The sequence below is a fragment of the Halomonas caseinilytica genome (assembly GCF_001662285.1).
Classification (GTDB): Bacteria; Pseudomonadota; Gammaproteobacteria; order Pseudomonadales; family Halomonadaceae; genus Halomonas; species Halomonas caseinilytica.
In genome coordinates this window covers 151,428-171,487 of the sequence record NZ_BDEO01000006.1, presented here as the reverse complement: position 1 = coordinate 171,487, position 20,060 = coordinate 151,428, and the positions used below count along the sequence as shown (strand labels likewise).

At 64.0% G+C, this 20,060-nt stretch carries 15 protein-coding genes; 2 read left to right on the top strand and 13 right to left on the bottom strand.

What is annotated here, in order from left to right:
* Positions 1-26: 26 nt before the first annotated feature.
* The 7 genes from HSDC_RS07030 to gbcB all read right to left on the bottom strand — a co-directional run bounded on the left by HSDC_RS07030 (position 27) and on the right by gbcB (position 9,286).
* A complete protein-coding gene (locus tag HSDC_RS07030) occupies positions 27-677 on the bottom strand; it encodes a sarcosine oxidase subunit gamma (RefSeq protein WP_064699230.1) in 651 nt (216 codons plus the stop codon).
* Positions 670-3,708, bottom strand: coding sequence for a sarcosine oxidase subunit alpha family protein (locus tag HSDC_RS07025; protein WP_064699229.1), 3,039 nt, complete (start codon positions 3,706-3,708; stop codon positions 670-672). The genes HSDC_RS07030 and HSDC_RS07025 overlap by 8 nt, the downstream gene beginning before the upstream one ends.
* Positions 3,705-4,064 carry a sarcosine oxidase subunit delta gene (locus tag HSDC_RS07020; RefSeq protein WP_064699228.1) on the bottom strand — a complete coding sequence of 120 codons (360 nt, stop codon included), beginning with the start codon at positions 4,062-4,064 and terminating at the stop codon, positions 3,705-3,707. The genes HSDC_RS07025 and HSDC_RS07020 overlap by 4 nt, the downstream gene beginning before the upstream one ends.
* A gap of 98 nt (positions 4,065-4,162) precedes the next feature.
* Positions 4,163-5,413, bottom strand: a complete 1,251-nt coding sequence (locus HSDC_RS07015) for a sarcosine oxidase subunit beta family protein (protein WP_064699227.1) — start codon at positions 5,411-5,413, stop codon at positions 4,163-4,165.
* 46 nt (positions 5,414-5,459) lie between these two features.
* Positions 5,460-6,761, bottom strand: a complete 1,302-nt coding sequence (gene glyA / locus HSDC_RS07010; protein ID WP_064699226.1) for a serine hydroxymethyltransferase — start codon at positions 6,759-6,761, stop codon at positions 5,460-5,462.
* 293 nt (positions 6,762-7,054) lie between these two features.
* On the bottom strand, positions 7,055-8,095 hold the full coding sequence (locus tag HSDC_RS07005) for a GlxA family transcriptional regulator (protein ID WP_064699225.1): 1,041 nt from the start codon (positions 8,093-8,095) through the stop codon (positions 7,055-7,057).
* A gap of 84 nt (positions 8,096-8,179) precedes the next feature.
* On the bottom strand, positions 8,180-9,286 hold the full coding sequence (gene gbcB, locus HSDC_RS07000; RefSeq protein ID WP_064699224.1) for a glycine betaine monooxygenase reductase subunit: 1,107 nt from the start codon (positions 9,284-9,286) through the stop codon (positions 8,180-8,182).
* Between the two features lie 331 nt (positions 9,287-9,617).
* Here gbcB and gbca point away from each other — a divergent pair, with 331 nt between their 5' ends.
* Complete coding sequence (gene gbca, locus HSDC_RS06995; RefSeq protein WP_064699223.1) at positions 9,618-10,901, top strand: glycine betaine monooxygenase oxygenase subunit; 1,284 nt, start codon at positions 9,618-9,620, stop codon at positions 10,899-10,901.
* A 60-nt stretch (positions 10,902-10,961) separates the two neighbouring features.
* On the opposite strand, the gene HSDC_RS06990 is transcribed toward gbca, so the two are convergent.
* Together HSDC_RS06990 and fdhA are read right to left on the bottom strand one after the other, a co-directional pair.
* A complete protein-coding gene (locus tag HSDC_RS06990; protein WP_064699222.1) occupies positions 10,962-11,201 on the bottom strand; it encodes a hypothetical protein in 240 nt (79 codons plus the stop codon).
* A gap of 182 nt (positions 11,202-11,383) precedes the next feature.
* Positions 11,384-12,577 (bottom strand): formaldehyde dehydrogenase, glutathione-independent, encoded by a 1,194-nt coding sequence (gene fdhA, locus HSDC_RS06985; RefSeq protein WP_064699221.1) that lies wholly within the window; start codon positions 12,575-12,577, stop codon positions 11,384-11,386.
* 526 nt (positions 12,578-13,103) lie between these two features.
* On the opposite strand from fdhA, the gene HSDC_RS06980 reads away from it, so the two are divergent.
* Positions 13,104-13,622, top strand: coding sequence for an invasion associated locus B family protein (locus tag HSDC_RS06980; protein WP_064699220.1), 519 nt, complete (start codon positions 13,104-13,106; stop codon positions 13,620-13,622).
* Positions 13,623-13,713: 91 nt separating this feature from the next.
* On the opposite strand, the gene etfB is transcribed toward HSDC_RS06980, so the two are convergent.
* From etfB to dgcA, 4 genes are all read right to left on the bottom strand, one after another.
* Positions 13,714-14,517 (bottom strand): electron transfer flavoprotein subunit beta, encoded by an 804-nt coding sequence (gene etfB / locus HSDC_RS06975; RefSeq protein ID WP_064699219.1) that lies wholly within the window; start codon positions 14,515-14,517, stop codon positions 13,714-13,716.
* Complete coding sequence (gene etfA / locus HSDC_RS06970) at positions 14,507-15,775, bottom strand: electron transfer flavoprotein subunit alpha (protein WP_064699218.1); 1,269 nt, start codon at positions 15,773-15,775, stop codon at positions 14,507-14,509. The genes etfB and etfA overlap by 11 nt, the downstream gene beginning before the upstream one ends.
* On the bottom strand, positions 15,775-17,769 hold the full coding sequence (locus HSDC_RS06965) for a (Fe-S)-binding protein (RefSeq protein ID WP_064699217.1): 1,995 nt from the start codon (positions 17,767-17,769) through the stop codon (positions 15,775-15,777). Before HSDC_RS06965 ends, etfA begins: the two co-directional genes overlap by 1 nt.
* Before the next feature lie 207 nt (positions 17,770-17,976).
* Positions 17,977-20,049 (bottom strand): dimethylglycine demethylation protein DgcA, encoded by a 2,073-nt coding sequence (gene dgcA / locus HSDC_RS06960; protein WP_064699216.1) that lies wholly within the window; start codon positions 20,047-20,049, stop codon positions 17,977-17,979.
* Positions 20,050-20,060 lie beyond the last annotated feature (11 nt).

Below are 20,060 nucleotides of genomic sequence, written 5' to 3'. Positions count from 1 at the left end.
TCGAACCAGGCTCGCGCACGCGTTGCCTAACGCTCGACGCCGATGGCGTACTCTTCCCCGGCATCCAGCAGCCAACGATAGACGTAGTCGGCGAAGCTACGCCGCACTACCAGCTCCCAGCGCTCCTCGGAAGGACGACGCAGGATCACCGAGGTCTTGGCAAACACCGTGGTCACGGCCTTGCCCACCGGAAAATGGCGCGGGTGTACGTCATAGATCACCGATTTCATCAGCAACTCGCTGGACGCCGCCCCCTCCAGTTCGAGCAGGGTCTGACCACCGCCGACATTGGCGATGGCGAAATGCGCATCGCCCAGGGCTTCACGCAGGCGGTTTTCCAGCTCGAACTCCTCGCCGCCGGGCACGATCAGCAGCCATTCGTCGGGCGATATCCACTGCACACTACGTTCGCCACTGGCGTCGACGACCAGCCCCTGCGGTTCACCAGGCAACGGCATGTCGAGTACCGAGCGCAGCGCCTCATCGAGGACGATGGCTCCGCCGCGCAGCACCAGGTGGCCGAGGAAGGGACGTTCCCGCAACACCGCGCCACTGTCCTTGCCGGGCGCCGGGGCGCCCGAACGTCGATAGGAATAGGCCAGCGGCGACTCTACCGGCACCTTGGCCTCGGTGCGGGTATCGAAGGTTTTGACCTTGTCATCAACAATGTTAGACATTCTGGCGCTCTCCCTTGGGATCGACGAAGATCGGGCTGACGATCTCGGCTTCGTGGACCTGGCCGTCGGCCATCGGTAGATAGACGGTCTCGCCCATCCGCTGCTGACCGCCCTTGACCACGGCCAGGGCGAAGCCGCTGTCCAGGGTCGGGCTGTAGTAGCTGGAGGTCACATGCCCCTTCATGGGCATGGGGATCGCATGGTCAGGATCGAAGACGATCTGCGCCCCCTCTTCCAGCACCACCTTGGGATCACGGGGTTTGAGTCCCACCAACTGCTTGCGGTCGGTGCGCGCGGTGTCCGGCCGCGTCAGGGCCCGCTTGCCGATCCAAGAGAACGGCTTGTCGTAACCGATCGCCCAGTGCATGCCCAAGTCCTCGGGCGTCACGGAGCCGTCGGTGTCCTGACCGGCGATGATGAAGCCCTTCTCGGCCCGCAGCACGTGCATGGTTTCCGTGCCATAGGGCGTCAGCTCGTACTTCTCGCCATGGGCGAACAAGGTCTCCCAGACATGCAGCGCATAGTTGGCCTGGACGTTGATCTCGTAGGCCAGCTCGCCGGTGAAGGAGATGCGGAATACCCGCGCCGGCACATCGGCCACCCGGCCCTCGCGCCAGTCCATGAACTTGAAGGCCTCGCGATCGAGATCGATATCGGTGATCTCGGCCAGCAGCTTGCGCGCTTCCGGGCCGGTCACGGTCATGGTCGCCCAATGGTCGGTCACCGAGTTGAAGTAGACCTCGAGTTCGGGCCATTCGGTCTGATGCCAGAGCTCCAGCCATTCCAGTACGGCCGCCGCACCACCGGTGCTGGTGGTCATCAGGAAGTGGTTCTCGCCCAGACAGCTGGTGGTGCCATCGTCCATCACCATGCCGTCGTCCTTGCACATCAGGCCGTAACGCACCCGCCCCGGAGCCAGCTTGGCCCACTTGTTGGTATAGACCCGTCCCAGGAACTCACGGGCATCCGGGCCCTGGATGTCGATCTTGCCGAGCGTCGAGGCATCGAGGATACCGACCTTCTCACGCACTGCACGGCACTCCCGAGCCACCGCCTCGCGCATGCTTTCCATGCGGCCCTCGACCCGGCGGGGGAAGTACCAGGGGCGCTTCCACTGACCGACATCCTCGAACTCCGCGCCATGTTCCACATGCCACTGGTGCATGGCGGTATAGCGCTCGGGATCGAACAACTCGCGGCAATGGCGCCCGACCACGGCCCCGAAGGTCACCGGCGTGTAGTTGGGACGGAACACCGTGGTGCCGACCTCCGGGATCGAACGCCCCAGGAAGCGCGCGGCGATGGCCATGCCATTGATGTTGCCGAGCTTGCCCTGGTCGGTGCCGAAGCCCATCGCAGTGTAGCGCTTGACATGCTCGATGGACTCGAAGCCCTCTCGGGTCGCCACCTCGATGGCGGCCGCTGTCACGTCGTTCTGCAGGTCGACGAACTGCTTCGGCCCACGCAGGGTCGGCTTTTCGTGAGGCACCTGATAGAGCGCCACCGGCTTGCCTTCCTGGCGCGCCGCGACCTGCGGCAGACTCGCCTCGACGGCGTCAAAGCCAGTCGCCACGGCCGCCTGACCACCGACGGCCCAGCCATCGGCCAACACTTCCGCCGTGGGATAGACTCCCCGAGCGCCCCCCGCGGCCTGTACGCCGTTCACCAGGTTGGGCACGAACCCGAGGATGTCCTCGCGCCAAGTGGGCCGGGCACCGGTATGCGATGCCAGATGGATCACCGGGCTGTAGCCGCCGGAGCTGGCGATGGTGTCGCAGTCGAGGGTCTCGGCTTCGCCGGCCACGCGGAAGCCTTCGAGATCCACCCGAGCCACACGGGCGCCGGTCACGCGGCTCTGGCCTCGGGCCTCGAGCACCGCCGCGCCGGGGATGATGCGAATACCCTTGGCGCGAGCCTGCTCGACCAGCTCCCCGCTGGGCTCGGCACGCGCATCGGCGATGGCCACGACCTCGCGTCCGCTTTCCGCCCAGTCGAGTGCGGCGCGATACGCGTGATCGTTACTGGTGGACAGCACCAGCTTGTTGCCCGGCACCACCCCGTAGCGACGAATGTAGGTCGAGACTGCACCGGCCTGGAGATTCCCCGGCACATCATTGTTGCCATAGACCAAGGGCCGCTCGTGGGCACCCGTGGCCAGCACCACCTGTCCCGCCCGGACGCGATGCAGGCGTGAACGCACCTGACGACGACCGCCTTTTTGGGGAGCTGTCTCGCCCAGATGTTCGGTACGCCGCTCATGGAGGGTCACGAAGTTGTGATCGTGATAACCGTTGGCCGTGGTGCGCGGCAGCAGCAGGACGTTGTCGAGCCCGGCGAGTTCTTCGACAGCCTCGGCCACCCACTGATCCGCCGGCCGCTCATCAAGCAACTCGCGGGAGTCGAGCAACGAGCCGCCCATTTCTTCCTGCTCGTCGGCCAGGATCACGAGCGCACCGCTGCGACCGGCCGCCAGCGCCGCCGAAAGCCCGGCTGGACCGGCGCCGATCACCAGCACATCGCAGTGGCGATTGAAGTGATCATAGATGTCCGGGTCCTTCTCCATCGGGCTTCGTCCGAGCCCGGCACTCTTGCGGATGTACTTCTCGTAGGTCATCCACATCGAGGCCGGCGCCATGAAGGTCTTGTAGTAGAACCCCGGCGGCATGAACTGGCCGCCCAGCTTGCCGATCACGCCCATCAGGTCGCGCTGCACATTGGGCCAGCCGTTGGTGCTGCGTGCCTCCAGGCCATCGAAGAGCGCCTGTTGCGTGGCACGCACGTTGGGCACCTGGGCCGCTTCGGTCGAGCCGAGCTGGACCACCGCATTGGGCTCCTCGGCGCCGGCGGCGACGATGCCCCGGGGCCGGGAATACTTGAAGCTGCGGTTGACGATGTCCACGCCATTGGCCAGCAGCGCCGAGGCCAGGGTATCGCCGGGATGCCCCCGATAGGTCTTGCCGTTGAAGGTGAAGCTCAGCTCACGGGAGCGGTCGAGACGCCCGCCCCGGGCGAGACGATTGGGCTGGCTCATGCTCGAACTCCTTCCTGCATCTGGGCGGTTGAGGTCTCGGCCTGGGCACCGGTCGATGCCTGACCATCACGGGATTCGGCCGTGATGGACGGCGCCTCGCCCATCCGGTAGGTCTCGAGGATTTCGTAGGTTGCCGTGTTGCGGGTGATATTGAAGAACTTGCGGCAACCCACGGCGTGGACCCACATTTCATGGTGGATACCGCGCGGATTGTTGCGGAAGAACAGGTAATCGCCCCACTCCTCGTCACTGCAGGATTCCGGATCTTCCGGCCGCACGATATGCGCCTCACCCTTGGGGTGAAACTCTTCTTCTTCCCGGTGCTCGCCGCAATACGGGCAATAGATATAAAACATGTCTTTTCCTCCATCACTCAGGATGAAAGCAAAATGGTTGTTCTGCGCTCACTGGTGCTGAACGACAGTCGTCGGACACGGACCCTTTTCGTCAGCGCCTAGTGGGCCACGCCGGCAGCGCCGTGCTCATCGATCAATGCCCCGGTATTGAAGCGGTCGATGGAGAACGGTGCGGCGAGCGGGTGCATCTCTCCCTTGGCGAGGCTGGCGGCGAACACATGGGCTGAACCCGGCGTGGCCTTGAAGCCTCCCGTTCCCCAGCCGCAGTTGAAGTAGAGCCCTTTCACCTTGGTCTTGGAGATGATCGGGCACGCATCGGGACAGGTATCGACGATGCCGCCCCACTGCCGGTTCATGCGTACCCGGGAGAAGATCGGGAACATCTCGACGATGGCCTGCAGGGTATGCTCCACGGTCGGATAACTGCCGCGCTGGCCATAACCGTTGTAGCCATCGATGCCGGCACCGATGACCAGGTCGCCCTTGTCCGACTGGCTGATATAGCCATGCACATGGTTGGACATCACCACGGTGTCGAGCACCGGCTTGAGCGGTTCGGACACCAGCGCCTGCAGTGGATGCGACTCCAGCGGCAGCTTGAGCCCGGCCATCTTCGCCAGTACCCCGGAGTTGCCGGCGGCCACGCAACCGACGGTCTTGGCCTCGATGTCACCGCGATTGGTATGCACGCCGTAGACCTGGCCATCGCGAATCTTGAAGCCGGTAACCTCGGTCTGCTGCAGGATGTCCACGCCGAGCGCATCGGCACCGCGGGCATAGCCCCAGGCCACGGCATCGTGACGCGCCACCCCGGCGCGGGGCTGCCATGATGCCCCCATCACTGGATACCGGGCGTTCTTGGAGCAATCCATGATCGGCACCAGTTCCTGCACGCCCTTGGCATCGAGCACCTCGCCGTCGATGCCGTTCAGGCGATTGGCGTTGACCCGGCGCTGAATGTCGCGCATGTCCTGCAGGGTATGCCCGAGATTGAGCACGCCGCGCTGCGAAAACATGACGTTGTAGTTGAGGTCCTGGGACAGCCCTTCCCAGCGCTTCATCGAATGTTCGTAGAGCGCGGCGGCTTCATCCCACAGGTAGTTGGAACGCACGATGGTGGTGTTGCGCGCCGTGTTGCCGCCACCCAGCCAGCCTTTCTCGATCACCGCCACATTGCGGATGCCGAATTCCTTGGCCAGATAATAGGCCGTGCCCAGGCCATGGCCACCCCCACCGACGATGATCACATCGTACGCCTTCTTGGGAGTAGGGTTGCGCCACTGGCGCTGCCAGTTCTCGTGATGGCTCAGTGCGTGCTTGACCAGCCCGAAGCCTGAATAACGTTGCATTGGGATCTCTCCTACTGGATTCCCGCCCTGGCGGGCGGGAAGGGCGTCACGCGATGGAGGCGGCGTCGGCTTGGCTTTCCCGAGGCGCACCGTAGACCGGATGACGAGCACACAGCTCGGCGACCTTGCCGCGCACCTCGGCTTCGATCTCGGTGGTGTCCTCTTCCTTGGCCAGCACATCGAGGATGTCGCAGATCCAGCCGGCCAGGGCCACGCAATCCGCTTGATCGAAGCCACGCGTGGTCACCGCCGGGGTGCCGATGCGCAGCCCCGAGGTCACGAAGGGGCTCTGGGGATCATTGGGAACCGCGTTCTTGTTGACCGTGATATTGGCACGACCCAGGGCGGCATCCGCGTCCTTGCCGGTCACGCCGAGCTTGATCAGCGATACCAGGAAGAGGTGGTCGTCAGTGCCGCCGGATACCACATCACAGCCGCGCTCGACGAACACTTCGGCCATGGCGCGGGCGTTGTCGATGACCCGCGCCTGATAACGCACGAAGTCCTGGCTCATGGCCTCGCGGAAGGCCACCGCCTTGGCGGCGATGACATGCATCAGCGGACCGCCCTGCTGGCCGGGGAAGACCGCGCCGTTGAGCTTCTTGTAGAGTGCCTCGTCGCCGCTGGCGGAGAGGATCAAGCCACCACGCGGCCCCCGCAGGGTCTTGTGGGTGGTGGTGGTCACCACATGCGCATGGGGCAACGGGCTCGGATAATGACCGGCGGCCACCAGACCCGCGACGTGCGCCATGTCGACCAGCAGCCAGGCGCCAACGGCATCGGCGATATCGCGGAAGCGGCGCCAGTTGATCACCCGGGAATAGGCCGAGAAGCCGGCGATGATCAGCTTGGGCTGGTGTTCGTGCGCCAGGCGCTCGACTTCCTCGTAGTCGATCTCGCCGGTCTCGGGATTCAGGCCGTACTGCACGGCGTTGTAGTGCTTGCCGGAGAAGTTCGGCGCCGCCCCATGGGTCAGGTGACCGCCGTGAGCCAGGCTCATGCCCAGCACGGTGTCACCCGGCGAGACCAGCGCCATGAAGGCCGCTGCGTTGGCCTGGGCACCAGAGTGCGGCTGGACGTTGGCGTAATCGGCGCCGAACAGCGCACAGGCCCGCTCGATAGCCAGGCGCTCGACCACATCGACGTGCTCGCAGCCACCATAGTAGCGCTTGCCGGGATATCCCTCGGCATACTTGTTGGTCAGATGAGTGCCCTGAGCGGCCATGACCTGCGGACTGGCATAGTTCTCCGAGGCGATGAGCTCGATGTGGGCTTCCTGTCGCGCCACTTCGTCAGCAATGGCGGCGGCGATCTGCGGATCGGTCTGGGTAAGGTTGTTGTCGTTCATGGCATCACCTGAGGGTTGACTTCACAACGTTAAGAAAAAGTGGATCGCCAGGTATTCTGGAAGCGACACCGTCATCGTCGACCGAGACACCCGGCCGCGATCCGTTCTCCGTTGCCTCATTAATAGCCAACCCGGACGCTCAGCGATTGAACGTATGCGACAACTTTAACGCCATATTCACGACTGGCCGCGCAACATACTGTTCAGGGAGATATTTTTCTCGCCAAAAGATTGAATATCTCCACCACTCCACGGAGACCAACTCCCCCGAGGCACACCCTCGCGGTTCGCTGTCACGCCTCCTGGGCAGGGCGTGATTCAATATGCAGGAAGAAGGGATCGACCTGGATCGCTTCGCGTCCCGAGGCCGTCTTGCGCACCGTGGAAGGCGTGGCACCGAAGGCATCACGAAAGTGGCGGGAAAAGTGCGCCGTGTCGGAGAAACCGCAGCGCTCACCGATCTCGGTCACGCTCTTGGCGGTATAGTGCAGCAACCAGAGGCCATAGCGCAGACGCAGGTCTCGAGCGAACTTCTGCGGACCGACACCGAGCTCGTCGCGGAACTTGCGTTCGATATTGCGGCGCGACGTTCCTACCCGACGAGCCAGCTCATCCACCGTGATCACCTCGCCGAGATGCTGTTCGATGATACCGATGGCGCGTCGCACCACGCGATCCTCCACCTTGTCGAAGACCACTGGTTGCGGCTGGGGATGATCACCGCGACGCACCTCGTCGATGAGCATGATATGCAAGCTCTTCATGGCCCAGGCCTTGCCCAGGTGGCGCTCCACCAGATAGGCCGCCAGATCGGCGGCGGCGGTGCCGCCGGCGCATGTCAGCCGATTGCCGTCGTCGACGAACAGCCGATCCGCCACCGGCTCGATATCGGGGAAGCGCCGTGTCAGGTCGCCATGGTGGTACCAACTGACACAACAGCGCCGCCCGCCCATCACGCCCGCCTTGATCAGCGCAAAGACTCCGGTGCAGACGCCGATGAGCGGCACGCCCGCACGAGCCGCCCGACGCAGGTAGGCAATCGCCGTCTCGTCCACATCATCATGCTCGTCCTGCACGCCACCGATGGTCACGATGTAGTCGAACTCCGTCGGCTCGCGAAAGGCTGTACAGGGCGTGATCGCCGCCCCGCAACTGGAAATGGCATCCTGTCCCGCGCTGGTCATGAACACCCAATGGCAGCGTAGCTGCCGACTGCGGTCGCCTTCGTCCGCCGCCAGACGCAGGCAATCAACGAAGGCCGCGAAGGGCAGCATGGTGAAACGACGCAACAGCACGAAGCCGACGGAAAGCGGTGGCGCAAGGGAATCGGTCATGAGGGCCTCTCGAACGGAACGACCGGGAGCGCTTCAGTCTCCCGGTCGTTGAACAATGACGCAAACCCCGGCAGGGCAGTCGTCTCAGAAGTCCACCACGACATCGCCCAACGGCTTGCTGCAGCAGGAGAGAATGTAGCCCTCCTCGATGTCCTCTTCGGTGATGCCGCCATTGTGCTCCATATCCACCTGGCCGGAGGACAGCCCCACTCGACATGTGCCACAGATTCCCATGCCACATGCCTTGGGAATGTGCAGGCCGAGCTTGGAGGCAGCGGCATGCACGGTCTCGCTGGGCAGAATCTTGACACTCTTGCCGGTGGAGCTGAACTCCACGGTGACCAGATCGGCGGCATCGACTTCTTCCGCCTCGGCCTCGGCCTGCTCGACGTTCTCGATGACTTCTTCCTGGACGTCCATCGGCGTGGCGCCAAAGGACTCCTCATGGTAGTGGTCCATGTTGAAGCCGTTGGCCTTCAGCAACTGCTTGACGGCATTCATGTAAGGCGTGGGACCACAGCAGAAGATCTCCCGGTCCATGAAGTCCGGCGCCATCAGCTCGAGCATCGCCTGATTCAGGTAACCACGGAACCCCGACCAGGCCTCGCCCAGCTCGTCACCCCGCTCGCAGACGATATGCAGCTTGAACTCGGGAATCCGCGAGAAGATGTGCTCCAGTTCACGATGAAAGATCAGATCCTTGGGCGTACGCGCGCTGTGCACGAACTGCAGATCGACGGCGGCATTGGTATCGAACAGCCAGCGCACCATGGACATCAACGGCGTGATGCCGACACCACCGGAAAGCATCAGTATCTTGTCGGTCGGATAGTCGATGATGTTGAAGTTGCCGACCGGCCCATGCACCGCCAGTTCGTCGTTGATGCTCAGGTTGTCGTGCAGCCAGTTGGACACCACGCCGCCCGGCATGCGCTTGACGGTGATCGAGAAGCTGTAGGGAACCGACGGGGAACTGGAAATGGTGTAGGAGCGCATGATCGGCTCGCCATTGATCTCCAGTTCCAGGGTGACGAACTGCCCCGGCTTGAAGAAGAACATGACCGGCTGTTCGGCCATGAAACAGAAGGTACGGGTATCCCAGGTCTCCTGGATCACCTTGACGCAACGCACCAGATGGCGGCCATTGGTCCAGGTCTGGGTGGTGACGGGGTTAAGAAAGTTCATTGTCATCGTCGCGTCGCCTAGGCTGCAGCATGGAGGTGTCCGACCGCGGTGCCCGCCTGCCGTTGAGCGAATTCTGCGCAGCCCCTCGCTTGTCGGCTTGCCTGTCAGCGACACAGGCATATCCATGGCATCCAGAGATACCAATTTTTCTTACATCTGGCGTCGCAACTGCATCGACTCGCGTCGTCGGCAGACAACCCCCGCTTCTGACGCTGTTCCACACTCGCTGCCAATCCGCCACGACCTACACCGTCGCGCGGCCCACACGACCCTGACCGGCTCCCCCAACCTACAATCCCGAGGTCACGCGAGTGACCCTGCAATGAGGAAGTGCTTCATGGATTCCCTGTCCTTTGCCCGTCTGGATGACCCCCTGGCCACGGCCCGCGATGCCGCGGCTGAGATGTTGACGCAGCGCCATCGCCGCTTCTCGTTGCCACAGCCGTTCTACAACGACGAACGGTTGTTCCAGTTGGATATCCAGGAGATCTTCTCGAAGGAATGGCTGTTCGCCGGCCTGACCTGCGAGCTTCCCTCCAAGGGCAACTTCATCACCCTGGAGATCGGGGACAATCCGGTTGTCATCGTGCGCGGCAACAACGGCGAGATACATGCCTTCCACAATGTCTGCCGGCACCGTGGTTCGCGGCTGTGCCTGAAGGAGAGCGGCAAGGTCGCCAAGCTGGTCTGCCCCTACCACCAGTGGACCTATGAACTCGACGGGCGGCTGCTGTTCGCCGGCACCGACATGGGCGAGGATTTCGATCTTTCCGCCTACGGCTTGAAGCCCGTGCACGTCAGGACCGCCGGCGGCTACATCTTCATCAGCCTGGCCGAACAGCCTCCGGCCATCGACGAGCTGCTGGAGTCCCTGGAGCATTATCTCGCCCCCTATGACATGGACAACGTCAAGGTGGCCGTGGAATCCAGCATCGTCGAGCAGGCCAACTGGAAACTGGTGATCGAGAACAACCGGGAGTGCTACCACTGCAACGGCGCGCACCCGGAACTGCTCAACTCCCTGCAGGAATTCGACGACAGCGAGGACCCTCGCGCCACACCGGCCTACAAGGAACTGGTGGCGCGCAAGCAAGGGGAATGGCAAGCCATGGGCGTGCCCTGGCAGCTCAAGCGGTTGGGCCGACGCAACCGCCTGACCCGCACGCCGCTGCTGGACGGTACCGTCTCGATGACCATGGATGGCAAGCAGGCCTGCAAGAAGCTGATGGGAAATGTGCCAAGCCCCGACCTCGGCGTGTTACGCATCCTCCACCTGCCCAATTCCTGGAACCATTTCATGGGGGATCACGCCGTGGTCTTCCGCGTCCTCCCGCTGGGACCGCAAAAAACCATGGTGACCACCAAGTGGCTGGTGCATAAGGATGCCGTCGAGGGCGTCGATTACGATCCCGAGCGGATGCGCCGCGTCTGGGACGCTACCAACGACCAGGATCGTCGTCTCGCCGAGGAGAACCAGCGCGGCATCAACTCCTCCGCCTACGAACCGGGCCCCTACTCCGAGACGTTCGAATTCGGCGTGATCGACTTCGTCGACTGGTACAGCGAACGCATGCTGGAAAACCTCGGCTACACCTCCCACCTGGCCCTGGCCGAAGGATGACCGCCATCTATCTGACGATATCGCCGGCCCCTTACGGGGCCGGCGGCATTCAGGGTCGAATCAACGCAACCCGGGCAGCAAAAAGCGCTCGATGGCCGCCCTCACCGAGGGCAGCAACACATCCGTCTTGCCCATCATTTCGCGCACCAGGTCCTGGAGTCCAGGCACCCCCACGTCCATATGCTTGCGCAACGCCATTCGTGCACAGGTCTCGGGACAGGCGTGTTCAGGGATGCGCACTCCCAACTCAACCAGCCGGTCGCGGAAATCGTCCCCATCGATCAGCTCAACGATCATCATCGCATCATCCTCCCTTCGGCCATCGCCGCATCGACGTATCCCGGCGTGACGCTGGGCCGCGATGCACGTGACGCTTGCTCTTGACGAAGACTGGCATCGCCCCGCAGGACTGGCAATGCCAAAAGAGGTCCACCCGGGAAACCGGATGGACCTCGTCGAGCCATCATGTCGTCGACTGTGTCTCAGGCAGCGACGCTGCCATGAGGATCCATGACGAATTTCTTCGCCGCGCCACCGTCGAAGTCGGCATACCCCTTGGGCGCCTCATCCAGGGTGATCATCTGAACATTGACCGCATCAGCGATCTTGACCTTGTCGAACAGGATCGCCTGCATCAACGGACGGTGATATTTCATGACCGGGCACTGACCGGTATGGAAGGAATGGGACTTCGCCCAACCCTGGCCGAAGCGCATGCTCAAGGAGCCTTGCTTGGCGGCTTCGTCAGCGGCGCCGGGATCTTCGGTCACATACAGGCCCGGAATGCCGATCTTTCCGCCGGCACGCGTCAGCGACATGGCGGAGTTCAGCACGGCCGCGGGCGCTTCCTTGCCGTGGTTGCAGCCACAGGCGTGGGCCTCGAAACCGACGCAGTCGACGAAGGCATCGACCTCGCGCTCGCCCAGGATCACCTCGATCTTGTCGGCCATGTCGCCATCCTGGGTCAGGTCGATGGTCTCGCAGCCGAAGCTACGGGCCTGTGCCAGACGCTCCTCGATCATGTCGCCGACGATGACGCAGGCCGCGCCCAGCAGCTGTGCGGATACCGCCGCGGCCAGACCAACCGGACCGGCGCCGGCGATGTAGACAGTGCTGCCCGGGCCAACGCCAGCAGTGACGCAGCCATGGAAGCCAGTGGGGAAGATATCGGACAGCAACGTCAGGTCACGGATCTTCTCCATCGCCTGATCGGCATCCGGGAATTTCAGCAGGTTGAAATCCGCATAGGGCACCATGACGTAGTCGGTCTGGCCACCGACCCAACCGCCCATGTCGACATAACCGTAGGCAGCACCGGGACGGGCCGGATTGACGTTGAGACAGATACCGGTCTGGCCTTCCTTGCAGTTACGGCAGCGACCACAGGCGATATTGAAGGGTACCGAGACCATATCGCCCGGCTTGAGGAACTCGACATCGCGGCCGGTTTCAATGACGATTCCGGTGATTTCGTGGCCGAGAACCAGCCCCTCGGGGGCCGTGGTGCGGCCTCGTACCATATGCTGATCACTGCCACAGATGTTGGTGGTCACGACCTTGAGAATCACGCCGTGCTGGCATTTGCGGTTGCCAAGCGCAAGTTCCGGGTAGGGAATCGACTCGACAGCGACTTGCCCTGGACCCTTGTAGACGACACCGCGGTTGGCTGTGCTCATGGTTATCTTCCTTCGGCTTGTGGTGAGAGGCGGAAGCTCCGCCTCTCGACCATAGCCCCTCCACGGAAGCGCACTGTTCCCAGCGAGTCACCGCCATGTCAAAACGAGACATCCGTCATGACACAGCGTCGGCCACCTGCCCGGGACGGCCCTGCAGGCCGAGAGGCAAGCGCATGCCGCGATGGGGACGCCCCTATCCCGGCCTCTTCCTTCGATCATTCGACGCACACCACCGTCAAGCCATCCAGAGGCCATTGTCGCCAGCGACGCCATCGAATGTCTCGACGCCACTCGGCCGACGTTTTCGCCCCGTTCACGATACGCTGGTTGCCCGGCACGGGGCATTGATTTACAAAGTGTCTCGGGATGATGAGTGGTGCGTTTCCGGTCACGGCACGGGCATCGAATCGGCCCGATACGGAAAGCCACCGACATTGCCTCCTGGCGCATTCGCCACGGAGGTGATAGTCATGTTGAACTACCCCAGCGATATGGACTCGCTGCCACCTACAGGAGATTGTCGAATATGTTTGACCGCCTCGCGCCACGCCTCTGTCTCGTCGCGCTGCTTTCACTGCTGGCCTTCGCGCCGCAGGCCTTCGCCCAGCAACAACCGACGGGCAATGCCAACGTCACTACCGAGCAGTACCAGGATTGGGAAGTGATCTGCCCGCAGGATGCCAGCCAGGGGCCCTGCACCATGAACCAGATCATCACCAATGCCGACAGCGACCAGCCGTTGATGCGCGTGGTCATCGCCAACCCGCCTCAAGCCGATACGCCCGTGATGACCTTCCTGATGCCGCTGGGCGTCCGCCTGGCGCCGGGCCTGCAACTCAGCGTCGATAACGGCGAACCGGTGCAGTTCCCCTATCAGGTCTGCCAGCAACAAGGCTGCCGTGCCGACGTACCCCTCCAGCCCTCGCTGCTGCAAGGCCTGCGTGGCGGCACCACGGCAACCCTGAGCCTGATCGCACCGAACGGTCAGCGCATGGACCTGGATATCTCGCTGATGGGCTTCACCGACGCCATGGCCCAGATCTGATATCGAAGCTCGCCCGACCTCGGAACGCAAAAACGGCGGCCCTCTCAGGCCGCCGTTTGCGTTTCGTTCAAGCGCCTCACGGGCTGGCGTGTCAACGCAGAACCTCTTCCTCGCGCAGCAGCTTCAGAATTGCCTCGGCCCCCTGTTCCGGCGTGACATCTGTCAGTACCTGACCGCCCCCGCCTTCGGCCTTGGCCGCGGCAGCCTTGAAGCGATCCCGCGCCGAGGCTGCCTTGACGATCTTCAGGCGCTTGGGGCGCTTGCGGGCGGGCTGCACCTGCCATTCAGCCCATGCCTCGTCGCGACTGACCGGGCCCGCGATCGTCTCGAAGGTGCCACGGCGCGCCGGTCCATAAGCGCTCTGGCGAGGCGCGGGAGCCGCGCCGTCGACGGTGACGATAGCCGGCAGGCGCACCTTGAGACGCCGCCGCTGCCCGCGCGGCAGGGCTTGCAGCAGGGTCGCCACACCATTCTCGACGCTTTCCACCGCCGCCAAGCCACTTACCAGGGGCCATCCGAGACGCTCGGCCAGCAGGTAGGGCAACAATCCCGACCCTTCTCCCCGCTCGGCGCGCTCGCCGGTAATCACCAGCTGTGGCATGGCCGCGTCCAGGGTTTCGGCAAGCGCAGGCAGCACATCGGCGCCCTCCGGCTGCTCGAGCAACGAGAGTTCGGAGAAGCCCATGCCCAGGTAGCCACGCAACGCTGGCTCACTCGCCTCTGCCAGTTCACCGGCATGCAGCAGGCTCACTTCAGCGTCCGCCAGCGACCGCGCCAGCTCAACGCCCCGGGCATCTTGATCGGCACGCCTCGCCCGGCCGGTCACCGGATGACGCCCGATGGAAACCAGCACCGTCACTTCCAGCGCCGGCGTCATGGTGGTGTCAGGCTGCATCGCGTTTCTCCTCTCGCGCTTGTTCCACCAGGCTGACCAAGGCCTCGAGTATCCGGGCCGAGTCGCCGATCACCGCCAGATCGGCGCGCTTGATCATGTCGCACCCCGGGTCCATGTTGATCGCCACGACCTTCTCGCACGTCTGGATGCCCTGCAGGTGCTGGATGGCACCACTGATGCCCACGGCCACATAGACCCGAGCCGTCACCCAGGTGCCGGTGGCGCCCACCTGACGGTCGCGCGCCATGAAGCCATCGTCCACCGCCACCCGGGACGCCCCTTCGGTCGCCCCCAGCACCTCGGCGGCGTGATGAAAGCCTTCCCAGTCCTTGACGCCGTTACCGGCAGACAGGATGAACTCGGCCTCGGACAGGGCGACGCCGGATGGATCGACGGGCACCTGGCCGAGATCCTCGATACGCGACAGCATCGATGGCAATGGCTGGGGCAAGGCCAGTTCAGCGGCGGCATGTCGCGTCTCGCTGACCGGCTCGGCACACTCGGCCAGGGCCAGCGCGACCCGTGGCAGGGGGCGCTGGATATCTACCGACTCCGCCGCTCCCCGCGCCGTACAACGCCATCCCGACGGCACTTCGGTATCCGCCTCGACTTGCCAGACTCCTGTTGCCGGCCGCTCGCCGAGACGCGCCGCCAGGCGTCGTCCCATCTCGCCGCCGCCCAGCTTGGAGTCCGGCAACAGCCAATGCCGCGGCGCCCAGGCCTGCTCGACCACTGCCAGGGCCCCCAATCGCGCCTCGGGCGCATAGCCCGCCACGTCCGGCGAGTCGAGATGCAGCAGGCGATCGATGCCCGCCTCGCCAAAGCTCGTCTCCTTGTGGGGACCGAAAATGACGGCCACGACGGCGCCCTGATCCTCCGGGTCCGCATCGGCAAGACGGCGAGCCAGACCGAGCAGATCCCGGTCATGGCCGCTCAGGCGGCCGCCGGCCATGTCCGGCACCACCAGTACCGAGAAGGCCGGCTCGTCGATCTCGACCAGTGGCTTCTGGACCACGGTCGACGTCGCGGCCCCGGCACCGGCCACGCCCTGCTGCGCCCCGCTGCGATCGATTCGCTTGATACCATTGGGGCCGATGAAGCCTATCGCATGAGGGTTGCGCCGAAGCACACCGTTCGGCCCCATCCATTCGCTGGCCGCCCCCTGGCCCAGTTCCGCCAGAACTTCCAGGTGCTGCGGATGCAGACGATTGCGGGCAATCCATTCCTTGCGCGGGTCGCGCCGTTTGATCTCACTCATCACGCCACCTCCTCAGCCAACGGCTGCCGGGTCGACGCCGGTCCAGGCGTGCTGGAGGGCGTACTGTCGACCAGCGCGTCCGCCACCAGCTCGGCAATATCGCGGACCTCGGCGTCGCTGTCGACCACGCCTTCCAGCATGGCCGTGCATTGCGGACAGCCGACGGCGACCAGATCGGCACCTGTTTCCTGGACATCGCCCATGCGCATGTCGGGAATTCGCTGCTTGCCCGGCACATCGGTAATCGGCGCGCCGCCGCCACCGCCGCAACAGCGCGAGCGGAAGCCAGAACGTTGCATCTCGGCCACCTCGATGCCCAGCGCCTTGAGCACATTGCGCGGCGCCTCGAATTCGCCGTTGTAGCGCCCCAGATAGCAGGGATCGTGATAGGTCACACGCCCCCCTTTCCATGCTCGGAAGGTCAGGCGCCCGGCGTCATACAGCTCGGCGATGAAGGTGCTGTGATGGAAAACGTCATAGTCGCCACCCAGTTCGCCGTACTCGTTGCCCAGAACATGAAAGCTGTGCGGGTCGCAGGTAATGATGCGATCGAAACGATACTTCGACAGCGTGGCAATGTTGCGGCGGGCCAGCGACTGGAAGGTCGCCTCATCGCCCAGCCGTCGCGCCACGTCACCGCTGTCGCGTTCTTCGTCGCCCAGCACCGCGAAATCGACGCCGGCAGCACGCAGCACCTTGATCAGGGCACGCAGGGTCCGCTGGTTGCGCATGTCATAGGCACCGTCACCCAGCCACAGCAGCACGTCGGCTTCTCCACGCTGGGACATCAGCGGCAGCTCGAGGTCGGCAGCCCAATGCATCCGGGCGCCGGGGTCGAAGCCGCCAGGGTTGTCGGTGGCGATCAAGTTGTCGAGCACTTCGGCCCCCTTGCCGGGGGTCTGGCCGTGTTCCAGCGTCAGAAAGCGCCGCATGTCGACGATGGCATCGACGTGCTCGATCATCATCGGACATTCCTCAACGCAGGCCCGACAGGTGGTACAGGACCACAGCGTTTCGGCGTCGACCAGCGCTTTGCCTTCCCGAGCCACGATGGGGCCATGGGGCGAGCCGTGATGCTCACCCACGGGACGGTCAGGATAGGGGCTGCCGGCATATCCGGCGTCGCTGCCACCGGCCAGGCCCACCACCATGTCCTGGATCAGCTTCTTGGGGTTGAGCGGCTGGCCGGCAGCGAAGGCCGGGCACACTGCCTCGCAACGCCCGCATTGCACGCAGGCATCGAACCCCAGCAACTGGTTCCAGGTGAAATCGGCGGGCTTCTCGACACCGAGTGGTGCTTCCGGGTCCTCGAGGTTCAGAGCCTTGAGACCGGTCGAGCGTCCTTCGCCCCCTCGCCGGGTGGAAAAGCGTTCGGGCCGACGGTGGAAGGCCAGATGCAGCGCTCCGGCAAAGGCATGCTTCATCGGGCCGCCCCAACCCATGCCGACCAGCATCTCGGCAAGCCCCCAGGTCACCAGCAGCGCCAGCAGAAGGGTCAAGATAACGCCCCCCGCGCCAGCCAACAGGCCTTCGGGCAGCAGGCCGACACTGGGCAGGGTGATGACGAACACGCTCAACGAGAAGACCATCAGGCTCTTGGGCAAGCGCATCCAAGGGCCACGGGAAAGGCGAGCCGGCGGGTTCAGACGACGGCGCGCCACGAAGAGGCTGCCGACGAACATGGTGGCGCTGGCCAACAGCAACAACCAACCGAGCACCCCTTCGGCCAGTCCCAGCCCGTGGACCAGGATCATCAGCACGGCGGCGGCAACGAAACCGCCGGCGGTGGCCACATGGGTATTGGACATCACCTTGTCCCGCGCCACGACATGGTGCAGATCCACCAGGTAACGACGCGGCATGGCGGCGAGTCCCTTGAGCAAGTCGACCCGAGCGGGCCGCCCCTGGCGCCACAGGCGCACGCGCCGCGCGGCACCGATCGCCGCCAGTGCCAGCGCGGCGGCGATCAGGATCGGCAGGAGGATATCGAGCATCTCGTCTCACCTCACGAACATGGAGTTGTTATCGATGCGTTCCGACGCAGGTAAAGAAAGCGCCTGACACATTCGCCTCGATGGGCGGGAAAGCGTCATGGGCAACGGCCAGGCCAGGCGAAGGCCAGCGAGTCAGCGGCGTGGGCCGGAAGCCCATGAGCCTGACAGCCGACCTTCGACAACGCCTGGCCAGTGCAACAGCTTTCCTCAGAAGTCCTTGCAGAGACGCAGGGCATCGTAGATCGCCGCATGCGTATTGCGCGGCGAAGTGCAGTCTCCCAAGCGGAACAGCAACAATCCGTCACCTCCCTCCGACAGGCAGGGTTGTGGCTGAGCGGCGTAGAGCGCTTCGAGGTCCACCTGACCCTTGTTGCGCGACTGGGGCTTGAGGGCATAGTAGAGCGTCTCATCGGGGCGCACGCCGTTCTCCACCACGACCTGATCGACCACGCGCTCTTCCTGGGCACCGGTATACTCGTTCTCGAGTACCGCCACCAGCGATTCGCCCTCGCGGTAGACCTTGTGGAGCCCCAGGTCGGAGGACATGATCACCTCCTTCTCGTAGAGGCTACGATAGTAGGTCGGGAAGGTGGTGCCACCCACCGCGGAACCCGGCTTGATATCGTCGGTGACGATCTCGACCTTGGCCCCCTTGTCGGCCAGATAGTCCGCCGCCGAGACGCCGGAAAATTCGCAGATGGTGTCGTAGATCAAGACGTTCTTGCCCGGCTCGACGCGGCCTTCGAGAACATCCCAGGTACTGACCACCAGACTCTTGTCGGGATCTTCGTCGTAGCCCCACTCCTCGTGCTGATCGAGGAAGGGACGTCCCCCCGTGGCCAGCACCACGACGTCCGGGCGCAAATCGAGGATGGTGGCCTCGTCGGCCCGCGTCCCCAGGCGCTGATCGACGCCCAGCCGCGCCAGCTCGAGTTGATACCAGCGGGTGATACCGGCGATCTGATCGCGCTGCGGTGCCTTGGCAGCGATGGTGATCTGGCCACCGAGCTGCTCGGCGGCTTCGAACAGCGTCACCTCGTGCCCACGCTCGGCGGCGACACGAGCCGCTTCCATGCCACCGGGACCACCGCCCACCACGACCACGCGACGCTTGGGCCCTTCCGTGACCTCGATCTCGTGCGGCATTCCCAGATACTCGCGGGAGGTGGCGGCATTCTGGATGCACAACACATCCAGGCCCTGATACTGACGATCGATGCAGTAGTTGGCGCCCACGCACTGCTTGATCTGATCGACCTGGTCCATCTTGATCTTGGCGATGAGGTGCGGATCGGCGATATGCGCCCGGGTCATGCCCACCAGATCGACATGCCCGCCCTCGAGGATCCGATTGGCCTGATTGGGATCCTTGATGTTCTGGGCGTGGATCACCGGGACCTTGACCACCTCCTTGATGCCCGCCGCCAGGTGCAGGAAGGGCTCCGGCGGATAGGACATGTTGGGGATCACGTTGGCCAGGGTATCGTGCGTATCGCAGCCGGAGCCGACCACGCCGAAGAAGTCGACCTGGCCTGTGGCATCGTAGTAGGCGGCGATCTGCTTCATGTCCTCGTGGGACAGGCCGTCCGGATGGAACTCGTCACCACAGATGCGCATGCCCACCACGAAATCGTCACCCACTTCCTCGCGAACGGCCTTGAGCACCTCCATGCCGAAGCGCATGCGGTTCTCGAAGCTGCCGCCCCATTGGTCGGTACGCTTGTTGACCCGGGGGCTCCAGAACTGGTCCATCAAGTGCTGGTGGACGGCGGAAAGCTCGACACCATCCAGCCCGCCTTCCTTGGCACGACGCGCGGCCTGGGCGAAATCGCCGACGATGCGCCAGATATCTTCTTCTTCAATGGTCTTGCAGGTCGAGCGGTGAACGGGTTCGCGGATGCCCGACGGCGACAGCAGGTGCGGCCAGTCGAAGCCATCCCAGCGCGAACGACGCCCCATGTGGGTGATCTGGATCATGATCTTGCCGCCGTGCTTGTGCACGGCTTCCGACAAGTTCTGGAAGTGCGGAATGATCCGATCGGTGGCGAGATTCACCGAACTCCACCAGGCCTGGGGACTATCGATCGACACCGGCGAGGAGCCGCCACAGATGCACAGGCCACAGCCGCCCTTGGCCTTCTCTTCGTAGTACTTGACGTAACGTTCCGTGGTCATGCCGCCATCGGTGGCATGGACTTCGGCATGGGCGGTGCTCACCACCCGGTTACGAATGGTCAGGTTGCCGATCTGGATCGGCTGGAACATCGCATCGAACGCCATGGTCTCTCTCC